This window comes from Leucobacter sp. Ag1 (assembly GCF_000980875.1).
GTDB classification, from domain to species: Bacteria; Actinomycetota; Actinomycetes; order Actinomycetales; family Microbacteriaceae; genus Leucobacter; species Leucobacter iarius.
Genome location: NZ_LAYO01000053.1, coordinates 1 through 15502, shown reverse-complemented (window position 1 = coordinate 15502; position 15502 = coordinate 1). Strand labels below are relative to the sequence as shown.

The following is a 15502-nucleotide window of genomic DNA, read 5'->3' as shown; positions in this document are numbered from 1 at the left end:
GATCGTCGGCCCCTCGGGCTCGGGCAAGACCACCGTGCTGCAGCTCCTCGCGGGCCTGCGCCGCCCGGGCGCGGGCAGCGTGCTCGTCGACGGCGTCCCGCTGGCCGAGCTGAGCGATGCGTCGCGGCGCGAACTCGTCAGCGTCGTGTTCCAGCACCCGTACCTGTTCGACGGCACCGTGCGCGACAACATCCTCGTCGGCGATCCCGTGGCGTCCGAGGATCGCTGGCGCGCGGCCGCCGCGCTCGCCCGCGTCGACACCCTCGCGGACCGCCTGCCCGGCGGCTGGGAGAGCCGGGTCGGCGAGGCCGGCGGATCCCTCTCGGGCGGGGAACGGCAGCGGGTCTCGATCGCGCGGGCGCTCGTGTCGCGCGCTCCCGTGCTCCTGGTCGATGAGGCGACCAGCGCGCTCGACGCCGAGAACGAGGCGGCCGTGTCCGCCGCGCTCGCCGACGACCCGACGCCGCGCACCCGCGTGATCGTCGCGCACCGGCTGAGCAGCATCCGCGCCGCCGACCGCGTCGTGTTCCTCGACGGCGGGCGCATCGTCGAGGACGGTTCACCGGAGGAACTGCTCGCGGCCGGCGGGCGCTTCGCCGAGTTCTGGCGGCAGCAGCACGCCGCGAGCGCCTGGCGGCTCGGCGGGACGGGGGAGCCGGATCGCGCCGGCCTCCCTACGATGGAGGCATGACCGCACCGCTGCCGCCGCTGCTCACGCTCGCCGACGCCGCCGCCTGGCGGGCCTGGCTCGATGAGAACGAGGAGACCTCGGACGGGGTCTGGCTGGTGCTCGCGAAGAAGGGCACGACCGAGCCGACGACGCTGAGCTACGCGCAGGCGCTCGACGAGGCGCTGTGCAGCGGCTGGATCGACGGGCAGAAGGGGAGCCTCGACGCGGCGACGTTCCGGCAGCGCTTCACGCCGCGGCGCAAGCAGTCGATGTGGTCGGAGCGCAACATCGGACTCGTCGCGGAGCTGATCGAAGCGGGGCGGATGCGCGAGCGCGGGCACGCCGAGATCGAGCGCGCGAAGGGCGATGGCCGCTGGGTTCGCGCGTACGTGGGAGCGTCGAAGGCGGAGGTGCCCGACGACCTGGTGGCCGCGCTGGCGGCGTCGCCGGGCGCGGCGGTCGCGTTCGCGGGGCTGAACGGGGCGAACCGGTATTCGGTGCTGCACCGGCTCATGACCGCGTCGAACGCGACGACGCGGGCGAACCGGCTCGCGAAGATCCTGGCGATGCTGGAGGGCGGCGAGACGCCGCACCCGCAGTGAGCTGGACCCCGATGGGCGCGGACGATGTCGCCGCCGCGTACCCCGAGCCGCCTCGGCGCCGGGGCCGTGTCCGGTCCTGGCTGCTGCCGCTGCTCGGCCTGATGCCGTTCGGGGCCGGGCTCGCGCTGTGGCTGCGGACCCTGCCGGCCACGATCGATTCGGCGGCGCAGCTCTCGCGGGTCGAGTTCGGTTGGCCGCTCGTCTGGACGACGCAGGATCTCACTCGCTACGCACCGCAGCGGTATCCGGCGAGCATGGACTACATCGGCGGGAAGTACGTGGTCGATCCGCCGCCGAGCGTCGAGAACTGGTGGCTGTTCGCCGCGGACGCCGTGATCCTCGGGGCGTGCGCGTTCCTCGTGTTCGCGCTCGTCGTCCGGCTGCTGCGTCCGGTGCTGCTGGGGCGCGGCCGCGGGGGCGGCCGTGGGAGCGGTGGTGCTGATTCGGGTGTCGGCGCCGGTGGGGCCGATTCCGGAGCCGGTCTCGGTGCCGGTGGTGCTGATTCCGGCCGCGCGGATCAGACCTGAGTCCTACGCGGGTCAGTACCTCGGGTCGATGTGCGGCGGAGCGCGCGCGGCGATGCTGGAGGCATGACAGTCGCACACGCTCTCAAGCAGCCGGTTCCCTTCGTCGCGGTCGCGCTCGTAGCGGCCTGCGCGCTCGCGTTCGTCGCGGCGATCTCGCTCTTCCTCATGATCACGGGTACGACGCAGTCGATGCTGACCGGCCCGCCCGCGGCGGGCACCGGGGCGAGCACCGCGGTGCACGCGCCCGTGTCGACTCCGTAGCGAACGCTTCGGCGCGCCGAGGGGAGTTTCGGATCGCTGCCGGTTCCGACGGAGCCCGGATTCAGGGTGCCGGCGGGTACTGCTCCCCGGTGCGCGTACGCGAGAGGCGTCGCTGCTGCTGCCGGGTGTTGACGAGGATCGCGATCGCGGCACCGATGAATCCCGTGACCAGCGTCCCGGACATGCCGGCGGGGAGGAATCCGGCCCCGCCGCCGATGACGGCGGCGACCCCGAGCAGGATCATGGTGATCTCGAAGAGGAACAGCTGATCGCCCAGTGCGGATCTGCGATCTTCGATGGTGGTTTCGCGGCCCTTCACCATGATGCGATCGGTCCAGCCGTCACCGTCCCACCAGCGCACGACGCCCGGTGCCTGGGTCGGCCACCAGCCCGCCTCGGAGCGGGGCTCGGGGCGGGTGTCGGAGCTCACCGGCGACTCCTGATCTTCTCGACGGGTTCCGTCTCGGCGCCCGCGATGAGCGGGGCGCCGAGACGGAGTATCGGATCAGTGTACTGGTGCGGGCCGATGTCAGCTCAGGCCGTTGGCCTTCAGCCAGTCCTTGGCGATGTCTGCGGGCTGCTTCTTGTCGACGGTGCTCTGGACGTTGAGCTTGACGAGCTCCTCGGTGCTGAGCTTCGCGCTGACCGCGTTGATCGTCTTCGAGATCTTGTCGGCGATGTCGCTGCTGGCGATGGGTACCACGTTCGACGAGAGGATCATGTTCTTCGGATCCTTGAGCGCGACGAGGTCGCCCTTCTCGAAGGCGGGGTCGGCCGAGTAGATGTCGGCGACCTGCACGGTGCCGGCGCGCAGCGCGTCGAGCGTGGTCGGGCCGGTCGCCGAGAAGGCGAGGTCGACGCCGTACTGCTCCTTAGCGGCTGCGGGACCGTAGGGGCGCTTCTCGAACTCGGGGGCGCCGCCGATGGTCGGCTTGCCGGGCAGCTTCGAGAGGTCGCCGATCGATTCGAGGCCGTACTTGTCGGCGGTGCTCTTGAGCACCGTGTAGGTGTCCTGGTCGGCGGCCTTGGCGTAGTCGAGGGCGGTGAGGTTCTTCGGGAGCGCCTTCGTGAGCGCGGCGTAGACGTCGTCGGGGCTCGTGGCGGTGGCCTTGCCGTCGAGGAACTCGAGCAGGTTGCCCGTGTACTCGGGGAAGAGGGAGATCGCTCCCGACTTGAGGTCGGGCATGTATGCGTCGCGCTGCCCGATGTTGAACTTGCGCTCGACCTTCGTGCCGTCCTTCTCGAGCGCCTGCGCGTAGATCTCGGCGATGATCTCGTTCGAGTAGTAGGCCTGCGAGCCGACCACGACGGTATCGCTGGACCCGGAAGTGGTCGTCTTGCCGGAGTCGTCGAGGGGATTGCCGGAGCTGCACGCACCGAGCGCGAGCGCGACGGCCGCGGCGGCGCCGACGGCAGCGATTCGGGTGATTCGAGCGGTGAACATGGTGTTCCCTTCTTCGGTGGTCGGGTTCAGCCGGCCGAGGCGGCCGGCTGAGAGCGGTGGCGTTCGCGATGCGCGCCGCGGGCGGGGCGGCCTGAACCGGCCGCTGCGCGCACGCCCGCCGGGACGGCGGCGCGCTGGGCGAGCGCGAACAGGAGGTCGACGATGAGCGCGAGGAGTGCGACGAGGAGCGCTCCCGCCAGCACCTGGTCGAAGCGGCGCAGCGGGATGCCCTGGATGATGGGGAAGCCGAGGCCGCCGAGGTTGACGTACGCGGCGATGGTCACGGTCGCGATGACCTGCAGCGTGGCGGCGCGGAGTCCGCCGATGAGGAGGGGGAGCCCGAGGCGGAACTCGACCTTCCAAAAGATCTGCCACTGGGTCATGCCGGTGGCCTTCGCGGCATCGATGACGCGGCGGTCGATGGCCTCGAGCCCGGTGTAGGCCCCGGCCAGCAGCGAGGGGATCGCGAGCAGGACGAACGTGAGCAGGGCGGCGGCCGGCACCTGGAGCACGCCGAAGAGCAGCACGAGCAGGATGAGGAGGCCGAAGGACGGGATCGCGCGCGCGGCGCCCGAGACGGCGACGGCGATCTCGCGGCCCGTGCCGGTGTGGCCGATGATCCAGCCGATAGGCACGGCGATGACCGCCGCGATGAGGACGGAGAGCGCGGTGTAGAGCAGGTGCTGGCCGAGCAGCGTGGGGATGCCGTAGGTGCCGCTCCACTGGGCGGGATCGAACAGCCAGGCGAGTGCGTCGCCGAAGAGGTTCATGCGATCGCCTCCGAACGGGGCTGCGTGCTGCGTGCGTCGGCGCTCGTGCGCCGCGTGCGGGGCTTCTTGCTCGCCCGCTGCCAGGGCATGAGCACTCGGCCGAGCAGGACGAGCAGTGCGTCGATGATGAGCGCGAGCAGCACGACCGCGATGACGCCCGCGAAGACCTCCTCGATGAGTCGGCGGTCGAGCCCGTTGGTGAAGAGGTAGCCGAGGTTGTTGACGCCGATCAGCGTGCCGACCGTGGCGAGCGCGATGGTGCTGACCGCGGCGACGCGCACGCCGGCGAGGATGACGGGGCCCGCGAGCGGGAGCTCCACCGCCCAGAAGCGGCGCGCGGGCCCGTAGCCGGTCGCCGTCGCGGAGCGCAGCACGTCGGCGTCGACCGAGTCGAGCCCGTCGGCGACGGCGCGGACGAGGATCGCGACGGCGTAGATGGCGAGCGCGACGACCAGGTTGGTCTCGCTGATCGCCGAGTAGCCGAGGAACGCGGGCAGCAGGATGAGGAGCGCGAGCGAGGGGATCGTGTAGAGCAGGCCCGTGAGCAGGATGATGGGTCCGCGCACGAGCCGGTAGCGCCAGGCGAGGCGGCCCAGCGGCAGCGCGAGGACGAAGCCGAGCACGAGCGCGATGAGGCTCTGCCGCAGGTGCACCGCGGTGAGGTCGAGGATGAGGCCGAGGTTGTCGCCGATCCAGGTCACGTCAGTCGCCCCCTCCCGCGGCCGGGCCGGGCTCGGCGGTGGATTCACCCTCGGCGGCGGCTTGCGACGGATCCTCGACGAGTCGACCCTGCGTGCGGCCGTCGGCGTCGACCACGATCGTGCCGTGGGGCGTCTGCCTGAGGCTCAGCGCGCGCTTGCCCCGATCGGCTCCGATGAACGCCGAGACGAAGCCGTCGGCGGGGTTCGCGAGGATCTCGTCGGGGGAGCCCTGCTGCACGATGCGCGCACCGGCGTCGAGGATGACGATCTGATCGCCCAGGAGCAGCGCCTCGTCTATGTCGTGCGTGACGAAGACGACCGTCTTGCCGAGTTCGCGCTGCAGGCGCAGCAGCTCCTGCTGCAGCTCGGAGCGCACGATCGGATCGACGGCGCCGAAGGGCTCGTCCATGAGCAGGATGTTGGGGTCGGCGGCGAGGCCGCGGGCCACGCCGACCCGCTGCTGCTGCCCGCCGGAGAGCTGGCTCGGGTAGCGGTCGGCCAGCGCGCGGTCGAGTCCGACCGTGTCGAGTAGTTCGCGCGCCCGTGCGTGCGCGTCGCGCTGTGACGCGCCGTTGAGGCGGAGCACCGTCGAGACGTTGTCGATCACGGTGAAGTGCGGCATGAGACCCGAGTTCTGCATGACGTAGCCGATGCTGCGGCGGAGCGTGACGGGGTCGCGATCCTGCACGGTCTCGCCGTCGATCTCGACCGTGCCCGAGCTCGGATCGACCATGCGGTTGATCATGCGCAGGAGCGTGGTCTTGCCCGAGCCCGAGGAGCCCACCAGCACCGTGGTGCGGCGCGCGGGAATGACCAGGTTGAACTCCCCGACGGCGAGGGTGCCATCGGGGAATCTCTTCGATACGGAGCGGAACTCGATCATCGCTCAGACACTACGGCACCCCACCGACATTCACGAGGGGGAACCGTACGATTACGCCGAGTCCCGTCCGTACGCCTCGAGCAGCCGCAACCAGATCTCGCTCACCGTCGGGTAGGAGGGGACCGCGTGCCAGAGCCGCTGGATCGGCACCTCGCCGACCACCGCGACGGTCGCCGCGTGCACGAGTTCGGCGACCTCCGGTCCGACGAACGTCGCGCCCAGCAGCACGTGACGATCCTCGTCGACCACGATTCGCGCCCGCCCGCTCGGGCCGTCGCCGTGCAGGGAGGCCCCCGCGACCGAGGAGAACTCGACATCGACCGCGCGCACGTGCCGTCCGGCTCGCTGCGCCGCGGCTTCGGTGAGGCCGACCGATGCGACCTCCGGTTCCGAGAACACGACCTGCGGCACCGATGAGCGATCCGCCGTCGCCGCGTGCCGGCCCCAGGCGCGGTCATCGACCGGGCCGCCCTGCGCACGCGCGGCGATCGCATCGCCCGCGGCGCGCGCCTGGTACTTGCCTTGGTGAGTCAGCGGAGCCCTGCCGTTCACATCGCCGACCGCGTACAGCCAATCGAGCCCCGGCACCCGCAGCGAGTCGTCGGTGCGGAGCCACGATCCCGGTTCCAGGCCGATCGTCTCGAGCCCGATGTCGTCGCTGCGCGGGCTCCGGCCCGTCGCCACGAGGATCTCCTCGGCGAGCACCTCGCCCCCGTCCACTCGGACGGTGACTCCGGCGACATCCCGATCCACGCGCGTGGGCGAGACGCCCGTGCGCACATCGACACCCAGCTCACGCAGCCCCTCGGCCACGAGCTCGCCCGCGAACGGCTCGAACGCGCCGAGTAGGCCGCTGCGCGCCAGCATCGTCACCCGGGAGCCCAGGGACGCGAACGCCGTCGCCATCTCGACCGCGACCACGCCGCCGCCGACCACGACCAGGCGCTCCGGCACCTCCTCAGCGCTCGTCGCCTCCCGGCTCGTCCACGGGCCGGCCTCCTGCAGGCCGGGGATCCCGGGCACCACCGCATCGGATCCTGTGCTCACCGCGACCGCGTGCCGCGCCGTGAGCGCGCGCTCGTCGCCGTCGGGGCCCGTCACCGTGACGCGGCGCTCGCCGCTGATCCGGCCGTGCCCGCGCACCAGATCGATGTTCGCGCTGTTCAGCCAGTCGACCTGGCCGGAGTCGTCCCAGTCGCTCGTGAACGCGTCGCGGCGTCGCAGTACCGCGGGCACGTCGAGCTCGCCCGTCACCGCCTCGGCGGCGCCGGGCACTCGGCGGGCCGCACGGAGCACCTGCCCGGAGCGCAGCAGCGCCTTCGACGGCATGCACGCCCAGTAGGAGCACTCGCCGCCGACGAGCTCGCTCTCGACGATCACCGCCGTGAGGCCGCCCTGCACGGCTCGATCCGCGACGTTTTCGCCCACCGGGCCGCCGCCCAGCACGATCAGATCGTATTCATCGGTCATCTGCATCACAGCCTCTCCGAATCGGATGCTCCCACCCTTTCAGCTTCAGTGGGCTCGGGGAAGGGGGATCCGCAGTTCCGACCTCGCGGTCAGGTTCAGTGGTCGTGCCGGGCCTCGATGCGGCGTTGTGTGCGCGGGTAGGGTGAGGATCATGTCGCACGTGGATCCGCCGTTCGGAATGGTGTTCTTCGGCGCTGGTGCCGGTGGTGGTGCTGCTGGCGATGCGCTGGAAGCGCGTCGGATCGAGGCGGGTGCCGGAGCGGGTGGTCAGGTCGTCGGTTCGCTGCTCGAGGGGGAACTGCCGATCATCGAACTCGACGGGGATCGGAGCCTCGCCGTGCACGATCCGCGGAGCGGCGCCCTCACGCCGCTGAACCGGGACCGCGCGAGCGCCGAGGGCTTCCTCGAAGCGTTCGCGCACTACCTAGAAACGGGCCCCGCACCGGCCGGGCCCGTGATCCTCACCGCCGAGCAGGCCGCGGCGAAGCTCGCGGCGCTGCGAGCTGGAACCCTCAAACCCGGGGCTGCTCGGCGCGGGCAACTCCCGCACACCGAGCGGCTCCGGATCCTGCGCGAGACGCTCACCCGCATCGACCCTGGCGCGCTCGGAGCGTCCGGCTGGTGGGCGGGACCCCTCGAAGAGGCGGGCGACGACTTGCTCTGAGAGTGGCGGCGGGCGATCCGCTCGGGTGAGTGGGGCGCTGGTGCGTGTTGGGGGCGATCCTCGCGGGTGCTTCGGTGCGCGTTGGTGCCAGTGCGGGCTGGCGCCGGTGCACGTCGGCCCGCGCAGACGGCGGTAGCCTGATCCCATGCGATTCGGGTGGAAACGAAAGCGGCGCGACCGCGGTGATCTGCCGCTCGAGGACGTGGCCAGTCGGATCACCGCGTATGTGTACGGCAATATCATCGTGCTCGCGACGCTCATCCCGCTGTCGCGGGAGGACGCGCAGAGCGGCTGGTCGTTCTGGATCGTGCTCGGCGCCTCGGCGACGACGTTCCTGGCGCACACCTTCGCCGAGTCGGTGGGGTTCCGGGTGCGCTCGGATCACCGGCTCAGTCGTGAGGAAGCGCGCGACGAGCTGCGCAACTCGATGCCCGTGCTCACCTCGGGCGTCTTCCCTGCCGCAGTGCTCGGCCTCGCGGCGCTCTTCGGGGCGCCGGGGGAGTGGGCGCAGCTCGCGGCGGAGATCTACGTGATCGTGCGCCTCGGCCTCACCGGCGTGATCGTCGCCCGTATCCGCAAGCAGCCCAGCTCGCTCCGCATGATCCTCAGCGGAGTCGGCGTCGCCGTGGTGGCGGCGGGGATTGCTGTTGCCAAGATCTTGATTGGGCACTGAGCGGAGACGGACCCTACGTAATGCTGCCTCCTAATCAGGTCAGTTGTTTTTTTGGTTCGAGTTCGCGCCGCAGCACCGCGCATTGGAGGACTCACGAGTTAGCGGCCCAGGACTGATCGAGGTCGGAGCGCTACTCTGGACGGTGTCCAACGTCGGACGCAGCCTCAGGAAGGACCGGCCGTAGCATGACTGATCGGGGCGTCTACGTCTCAGCGCTCGAACTCTTCTCGCTCGGCATCGGGCCCTCGAGCTCGCACACCGTTGGGCCGATGCGTGCGGGTGCGATGTTCCGCGAGCGTCTCGCCGCCGTCGGCGATCTGCCGCGGGTGACGCGCTTCGTCGTGCGCCTCCAAGGCTCGCTCGCCGCGACCGGCATCGGCCACGGATCGCCCGACGCCGTGATCGCCGGCCTGCGGGGACTGCAGCCCGAGACGGTCGACCCCGATCTGGTGCACGGCGAGTGGGATCGCCTCGACCGCGGCGAGACGATCGACGTCGACGGCGTCTCCATGAACAAGGACGACATCGTGTTCGCCCCGTTCTCGCGGCACGACGGGCACCCGAACTCCCTCGTGCTCACCGCCGAAGCGGACGGCGAGACGCTGCTCAGCGAGACCTACCTGTCGATCGGCGGCGGATTCATCGAGCGGGTCGGGGATCCCGAGACCGATGCCGACGCCGATGCCGGCGCCGCCGAGGATCCGGCCGCCCCGCAGCTCCGCCACCGCTACGCGAGCATCGCCGAGCTGATGGAGGTCGTCGGCGACCGCCGCATCGCCGACATCGCGTGGGAGGACGAGGTCGCGCTGCATGGGGAAGAGAAAGCCCAGGCGGGTCTCGATCTGATCTGGTCCGAGATGCGATCCTGCATCGAGCGCGGGCTCGAGGGGCAGGGCGTGCTGCCGGGTCGCCTGGGCGTGAAGCGCCGAGCCGCCGAGGGCCTGCGCAAGCTGCGCGAGCGCGACGGCTGCGACACCGCCGAGGAGGCGCTGGCGCTCTACGCGCTCGCCGTGAACGAGGAGAACGCGGCCGGGCGCCGCGTCGTCACGGCCCCCACGAACGGCGCCGCGGGCGTGCTGCCGGCCGTCCTCTACTTCGCGACCGTCCAGGGCGGCTTCGATCCCGAAGCGATCCGCACCTTCCTGCTCACCGCGACCGCGATCGGATCCGTGTTCAAAGCCAACGCCTCCATCTCGGGCGCCGAGGCCGGCTGCCAGGCCGAGGTCGGCAGCGCCTGCGCGATGGCCGCCGCCGGGATCACCGCGATCCGCGGGGGATCGGTCGCCCAGATCGAGAACGCCGCCGAGATCGCCCTCGAACACCACCTCGGCCTGACCTGCGATCCCGTGGGCGGGCTCGTGCAGATCCCGTGCATCGAGCGCAACGCGGTCGCGGCGTCGACAGCGCTGACCGCCTGCCGGCTCGCACTGCTCGGCGACGGCACGCACGTCGTCCCGCTCGACACGACCATCGAGACGATGCGGCAGACGGGCGCCGACATGTCGGAGCGCTACAAGGAGACGAGCACGGGCGGCCTCGCCGTCAACGTCGTCGAGTGCTGATCCGGCACCGGCGTGCGCGCCGGGACGCGCATCGACGCGCGCGGCGAGGGATCCCGCATCGCCCAGGGACGCCGTAGAATCGCAGGCGTGCTGTCATCGCGAGCGGATCGAACGGGTCGAGGACTCGTCGCCGCCGCGATCGCGGTGCTCGTCGCCGTGCTGTCCCACTCCATCGCCGACGGACGCCCGGCGCCGCTGCTCGGCATCCTGCTGACGCTCGTGTTCGCGGTGCCGCTCTGCGTCGCGCTCGCGGGACGCGAGCTGTCGTGGATCCGGCTGTCGCTCGCGGTCGGCCTCAGCCAGTTCGTGTTCCACGGTCTGCTGCTGATCGGGATCACCGACCCTGCCGCACTGCCGGCCGCGACCGACGCAGCTGCCGCGGCGACCGCGCAGAGCGCCCACGCGGCGCACACCGCGCAGGCGCTGCTGCCCGGGATCGCTTCGGTCGGCCCGGCCGCGCACGCGGCGCACGCGGGAGTCGGCATGTGGATCGCCCACCTGATCGGCGCCGCCGTGACCGTGGCCGCGCTCGGAGCGGGGGAGCAGGCGCTGCGCGCGCTGCTCGACCTCTTCGGCTGGGATCGCCTGCTGCGCGTGCTGAACTGGGTCCCGTCGCCGCAGCGCGCGGCGGTGCGGATCGCCGCGGCCTGGCGCTTCACCGCGCCGAAACTCGTCGTGCTGACGGAGATGCGTCTGCGCGGACCGCCGCTCCCGGCGTAGCCCGCACTCCGCATCCCATTTCTCTGCGCACGCGCGGTCCTCCGAAGCACGGACGACCGCTGCGGCCCGTATCGGCGACGCCCCGCTGCGTCCCGCCGACCGCTCGCACCGGCACCGCGTCGGGCGTGCGCGCACACCGAAAGTCGGCATACACATGCACACTCGCACTCCTCGCAACATCCGTCAGCAGAAGCACCTCCTCGGCGCCGTCGCGGCCCTCGGCCTCGGCGCGACGCTCGCGATCGCCGCCCCCATGGCGGCGTCCGCGCACGTCACGGTCGATCCCGGCCAGGTCGAGGCCGGCGGCTGGAGCTACGTCACGTTCCGCGTCCCCACCGAGTCCGACACCGCGAGCACCACCAAGCTCGAGGTGCACCTGCCGAAGGACACCCCCTTCACCCACGTCTCGTACCAGCCGACGCCCGGCTGGAAGACGGTGGTCGCCCAGCAGAAGCTGCAGAAGCCGGTCAAGGTCATGGGCAACACCATCGAAGAAGCGCCCACCGAGGTCACCATGACCGCCGATGGATCGGGGATCCTGCCCGGCCAGGTGCAGACCTTCACCCTCTCGATCGGGCCCGTGCCCGACACCGGCCGTGTCGTGATCCCCGTCACGCAGACCTACAGCGACGGCAAGGTCGTCGAGTGGAAGGCGACGCCCGAGGAGGTCGCGAAGAACGACACTCTCGAGCCGGCGCCCGTGCTCTGGATCAACGACGCGCCGCCCGCGGGCGACCACCACGCGGGCGTGACGGCGAAGGCCGATGCGCACCACGGCGAGGCGGCCGAGAACTCGTCGAACGCCGGGAGCGATTCCGGCGCGGTGTCGCTGGGACTGAGCATCGGCGCGATCGTGCTCGCGGCGGGCGGGGCGCTGCTCGCTGCGCTGGCGTTCTCCCGTTCGCGGAAGCCGCAGGCGTGATCCGCGGTCGGAAGGATCCTCGGGGGCGCGGGAGCGGGAGCGGGAGCGGGCGTGGGATCCGGGCCGCGCTCGCGGGAGCCGCTCTGGCGCTCGTCGCGGTCCCGTTCGCCGCGTCGGCGGCGTTCGCCCACGACTCGCTCGTGAGCGCGACACCGGCGCCCGACACGACGACGGGATCGGTCGACTCCGTCGTGCTGCAGTTCAACAACTCGCCGCTCGGACTCGAAGAGGGCAACCTCGTGCAGGTGATCGGCCCCGACGGGAAGTACTACGAGACCTCGTGTCCGACGCTGTCGGCGACGCGGGTCACGACGCCGGTGAAGCTCGGCCCGGCCGGGAAGTACGAGGTCGAGTGGCGGGTCGTGTCGTCCGACGGGCACCCCGTGGCCGACCGATTCACCTTCACCTACACGGGCGAGCCCGCCCCGGGCGCGGGGTCGAAGACGCCGCACTGCGGCAAGGCGGCGCCCGCCGGGAGCGGGGCCTCTGCCTCGGAACCGGCAGGTGGTGAGCGCCTTGCCGAGACGAAGGGCACCGGCAATGGGCTCTGGATCGGCGCCGGAGTCGGCGGTGCGGCGGTGCTCGTCGTCGGCCTCGGCGCCTGGGTGATCCTGCGGAAGCCGCGCGCCGGGCGCTGATCCTGCGCTCCTGCGCTCCCGCGCTGGCGCTCCCGCGCTGGCGCTCCTGCGCTCCGGCGCCCCGGTCGAGTGAGCAGTTGTACAGGTTATGAAGCCGCATAACCTGTACAACTGCTCACTCGGCTGACGTGCGAGATGCGAATTGCGAGGTGCGAATCGCAAGTCGAGTGGGAACCGGGATCATGAGAAGCACGACGACCGGCGGAACCCGCCAGCGGCGACCGGCGCTGCGCCCGCATTCTTCGTGCACCTGCGACAGAAAAGCCGCGGAACACAGCCCGGGCCGATCGCGTCGCGCCAGGATGTGAGCCATGACGGACAACGCAGACCGCAGCCCCGTGGCGACCGACGCCCGCCCCCGCCTCTCCACCCGCTTCACCGAGGTGCTCGGGATCGAGTATCCGGTGGTGCAGGGCGGCATGATGTGGGTCGGCCGGGCCGAGCTCGCCGCCGCCGTCTCGGAGGCGGGCGGCCTCGGCATCATCACGGCGCTGACGCAGCCGACGCCGGCGGATCTGGTCAAGGAGGTTGAGCGGGCGCGCACCCTCACCGACAAGCCGATCGGCGTGAACCTCACGATCCTCCCGTCGATCGCCCCGCCACCCTACGACGAGTACCGGCAGGCGATCATCGACGCGGGCGTCACCATCGTCGAGACCGCCGGGTCGAGCCCCGAGCCGCACATGCAGCAGTTCACGGATGCCGGCATCAAGGTGATCCACAAGTGCACGAGCGTGCGGCACGCGCTGAAGGCGCAGAGCCTCGGCGTCGCGGCCGTGTCAATCGACGGCTTCGAGTGCGCGGGGCACCCCGGTGAGGACGACGTGCCCGGGCTCGTGCTGATCCCGGCGGCGGCCGACGCGCTGTCGATCCCGTTCATCGCCTCGGGCGGCTTCGCCGACGGGCGCGGACTCGCGGCGGCGCTCGCGCTCGGCGCCGACGGCATCAACATGGGATCGCGCTTCATGTGCACGGTCGAGTCGCCGATCGCGCAGGCCGTCAAGGAGCGGATCGTCGCGGCGAGCGAGCTCGACACCAACCTCATCTTCCGTACCCTGCGCAACACGGCGCGTGTCGCGAAGAACTCGGTGAGCGACGAGGTCGTGCGGATCCTGAACGACGGCGGACAGTTCCCCGACGTGCAGCCGCTCGTCGCCGGCGCGCGAGGTCGGAAGGTGTTCGAGCAGGGTGACATCGAGGCCGGCATCTGGACCGTGGGTCAGGTGCAGGGCCTGATCCACGACATCCCGAGCGCGGGCGAGGTCGTGCGCCGCACCGTGGCCGAGGCGAAGCAGCGCCTGCAGGAACGGCTCGCGCAGTTCGCCTGATCCGGTTCGCCGCCGCCGTCATCCTGCGCGAGGAAGGGGGCGCGGGATCCTGCGACTCCTTCGTCGCGCAGGATGACGGGGTCCCGGGTCGCGCAGGATGACGGGCGGATCAGCCCGCCGGCAGCGACGCGCAGTTGTTCGGCGCGGGCTCGCCGTTCCAGCGGTCGAGCGTCCACTGCACGAGCTGCGGGGTGAGCGGTGATTTCGGGCCGACGAGCTCCATGTGGCCGAGTCCGGGGTAGGTGCGGTAGTCGAGCGCGACGCCGGCGGCGCACTGGTCCCCGACCCAGCCGCGCTGCAGCTGCGGGCGCACGAGGGGATCCGCGAGCCCCTGCGCCACGAGCAGCGGGGCGTCGAACGGGCCCTTCGGCGAGTTCTCGCGCAGCAGCGCGCCGAGCTCGCCCGAGAGGAGCTTGTCGGGGAACACCTGGTTGGGGATCTGCGTGCCGCGCAGCAGCGCCGCGATCGCGTCGCGGTCGTTGAAGCAGAGCTGCGAGATGCGATCCACGCCCGGGGCGGATCCCGGGGTGAGGTGGGCGAGCAGGTTCAGCTCAGGGTAATGCGTGTCCCAGGACGCCGCGATGTACGACGAGATGACCTTGCCGGCGGCATCCTTCTTGTCGAGTTCGGCGAGGCCGTACAGGTCGCTCGCGGGGGCCATCGCCGCGGTCGCGACGACGGTCAGCTCGGGCGCGTACTCGGCGGCGATCTTCGCGGTCCAGAGCGCGCCGTGCCCGCCCTGCGAGTGCCCCCAGACGACGGTGCGGTGGCTGAGCTGCAGTTCGCCGAGCTCCCGCGCCGCGCGGGACGCGTCGAGCACGTTGCGCGCCTCGTCCTGCCCGACGAGGTAGGCCTCCTGCCCCTCCGTGCCGAGCCCGGCGTAGTCGGAGGTGACGCCGACCCAGCCGTGCTGCACCACCATCGAGGTGAGCGAGGTCGAGGCTCCGTCGGCGAAGGGGGTGCTGCTGAGCGAGGGGGCGCAGGGGCGCGAGACCCCCGTGGTGCCGTGCGCGATGCTGAGCAGGGGCGCGTCGTCCGCCGCCGGGTGCAGCGGCGCGAGCACGGTGCCGCTCGCGAGGGTCGGGGAACCGTCGCTGCTCGTGCTCGTGTAGAGGATCCTCCAGGCGCGCGCGCCCTGCGGCACCCCCTCGGTCAGGGGTTCCGAGCGCAGCAGCTTGCCGGGCTCGCCGGGCAGGTTCGCGGGTGCGGCGTAGAAGTTGCCGGGCGCGGGCCGCTTGTCGCTGCGCAGCAGCCAGCCGCTGCCCATCGCGAGCAGCACGGCGAGGGCGAGGGCGCCGCCCGCGGCGAGCGTGTGGCGCACGCGGAGGCGCGGGCTCCACGTGATGCCCGAGCGGCGCGCCCAGCGGCGGATCGCGGATTCGAAGAGCAGCCGCAACCCGACGAAGGCGAGCCACACGGCCGTGCCGATCCGGATGAAGTCGAGGGTGAGCACGGGCCAGGTGAGGCTGACGAAGCCGATGATGATGCTCGCGCCCGCCGAGAGGAGGCCCGCGAGCCGGCGCGACTCGTGCGTGCGGAACGACTGCACGGCCGAGAGCACGCCGTGCACCATGAGGCCGAGACCGATGAGGGCCGCGAGGGCGGGCGCGCCGATGTCGCTGCGGATCGCGATCCCGGCGCCGACCGCGATGAGCGCGCCGGGCGCG

18 protein-coding genes are annotated in these 15502 nt (G+C 71.7%); 11 read left to right on the top strand and 7 right to left on the bottom strand.

The window, feature by feature from the left end; all coding sequences use genetic code 11:
* From XM48_RS01230 to XM48_RS01215, 4 genes are all read left to right on the top strand, one after another.
* A partial coding sequence (locus tag XM48_RS01230) for an ATP-binding cassette domain-containing protein (protein WP_046453955.1) occupies positions 1 to 691 on the top strand: 691 nt, incomplete at its 5' end.
* Complete coding sequence (locus tag XM48_RS01225) at positions 688 to 1272, top strand: YdeI family protein (RefSeq protein WP_046453954.1); 585 nt, start codon at positions 688 to 690, stop codon at positions 1270 to 1272. The genes XM48_RS01230 and XM48_RS01225, both read left to right, overlap by 4 nt.
* A complete protein-coding gene (locus XM48_RS01220) occupies positions 1269 to 1799 on the top strand; it encodes a hypothetical protein (protein WP_046453953.1) in 531 nt (176 codons plus the stop codon). The genes XM48_RS01225 and XM48_RS01220 overlap by 4 nt, the downstream gene beginning before the upstream one ends.
* 63 nt (positions 1800 to 1862) lie before the next feature.
* Positions 1863 to 2060: a hypothetical protein gene (locus XM48_RS01215; protein ID WP_046453952.1), complete on the top strand. Its 198-nt coding sequence runs from the start codon at positions 1863 to 1865 to the stop codon at positions 2058 to 2060.
* A 61-nt stretch (positions 2061 to 2121) separates the two neighbouring features.
* Here XM48_RS01215 and XM48_RS01210 read toward each other — a convergent pair whose 3' ends face one another.
* From XM48_RS01210 to XM48_RS01185, 6 genes are all read right to left on the bottom strand, one after another.
* On the bottom strand, positions 2122 to 2490 hold the full coding sequence (locus XM48_RS01210) for a DUF2510 domain-containing protein (RefSeq protein ID WP_046453951.1): 369 nt from the start codon (positions 2488 to 2490) through the stop codon (positions 2122 to 2124).
* 99 nt (positions 2491 to 2589) lie between these two features.
* The gene (locus XM48_RS01205) at positions 2590 to 3504 is read right to left on the bottom strand and encodes an ABC transporter substrate-binding protein (protein ID WP_046453950.1); all 915 of its coding nucleotides are present in this window, start codon (positions 3502 to 3504) and stop codon (positions 2590 to 2592) included.
* Positions 3505 to 3530: 26 nt separating this feature from the next.
* Positions 3531 to 4274: an ABC transporter permease gene (locus XM48_RS01200; protein ID WP_046453949.1), complete on the bottom strand. Its 744-nt coding sequence runs from the start codon at positions 4272 to 4274 to the stop codon at positions 3531 to 3533.
* On the bottom strand, positions 4271 to 4975 hold the full coding sequence (locus tag XM48_RS01195) for an ABC transporter permease (protein WP_046453948.1): 705 nt from the start codon (positions 4973 to 4975) through the stop codon (positions 4271 to 4273). The genes XM48_RS01200 and XM48_RS01195 overlap by 4 nt, the downstream gene beginning before the upstream one ends.
* Before the next feature lies 1 nt (position 4976).
* Entirely contained in the window at positions 4977 to 5858 is an 882-nt protein-coding gene (locus tag XM48_RS01190; RefSeq protein WP_046453947.1) for an ABC transporter ATP-binding protein, read from the bottom strand.
* Between the two features lie 51 nt (positions 5859 to 5909).
* Positions 5910 to 7328: an NAD(P)/FAD-dependent oxidoreductase gene (locus XM48_RS01185; RefSeq protein ID WP_046453958.1), complete on the bottom strand. Its 1419-nt coding sequence runs from the start codon at positions 7326 to 7328 to the stop codon at positions 5910 to 5912.
* 151 nt (positions 7329 to 7479) lie between these two features.
* Here XM48_RS01185 and XM48_RS01180 point away from each other — a divergent pair, with 151 nt between their 5' ends.
* From XM48_RS01180 to XM48_RS01150, 7 genes are all read left to right on the top strand, one after another.
* Positions 7480 to 7992: a hypothetical protein gene (locus tag XM48_RS01180; RefSeq protein WP_046453946.1), complete on the top strand. Its 513-nt coding sequence runs from the start codon at positions 7480 to 7482 to the stop codon at positions 7990 to 7992.
* Between the two features lie 145 nt (positions 7993 to 8137).
* A complete protein-coding gene (locus XM48_RS01175; RefSeq protein ID WP_046453945.1) occupies positions 8138 to 8665 on the top strand; it encodes a hypothetical protein in 528 nt (175 codons plus the stop codon).
* A gap of 185 nt (positions 8666 to 8850) precedes the next feature.
* Positions 8851 to 10227 carry an L-serine ammonia-lyase gene (locus XM48_RS01170; RefSeq protein WP_046453944.1) on the top strand — a complete coding sequence of 459 codons (1377 nt, stop codon included), beginning with the start codon at positions 8851 to 8853 and terminating at the stop codon, positions 10225 to 10227.
* A gap of 87 nt (positions 10228 to 10314) precedes the next feature.
* The gene (locus XM48_RS16770) at positions 10315 to 10947 is read left to right on the top strand and encodes a hypothetical protein (RefSeq protein ID WP_052961218.1); all 633 of its coding nucleotides are present in this window, start codon (positions 10315 to 10317) and stop codon (positions 10945 to 10947) included.
* A gap of 154 nt (positions 10948 to 11101) precedes the next feature.
* Positions 11102 to 11869, top strand: coding sequence for a YcnI family protein (locus XM48_RS01160; protein WP_046453943.1), 768 nt, complete (start codon positions 11102 to 11104; stop codon positions 11867 to 11869).
* Positions 11866 to 12507, top strand: a complete 642-nt coding sequence (locus XM48_RS01155) for a copper resistance CopC family protein (protein ID WP_052961217.1) — start codon at positions 11866 to 11868, stop codon at positions 12505 to 12507. Before XM48_RS01160 ends, XM48_RS01155 begins: the two co-directional genes overlap by 4 nt.
* Before the next feature lie 311 nt (positions 12508 to 12818).
* Positions 12819 to 13835 carry a nitronate monooxygenase family protein gene (locus XM48_RS01150; protein WP_046453942.1) on the top strand — a complete coding sequence of 339 codons (1017 nt, stop codon included), beginning with the start codon at positions 12819 to 12821 and terminating at the stop codon, positions 13833 to 13835.
* Positions 13836 to 13944: 109 nt separating this feature from the next.
* Here XM48_RS01150 and XM48_RS01145 read toward each other — a convergent pair.
* Positions 13945 to 15502: lipase family protein (locus XM48_RS01145; protein WP_046453941.1), on the bottom strand; the 1558-nt coding region annotated here is incomplete at its 5' end.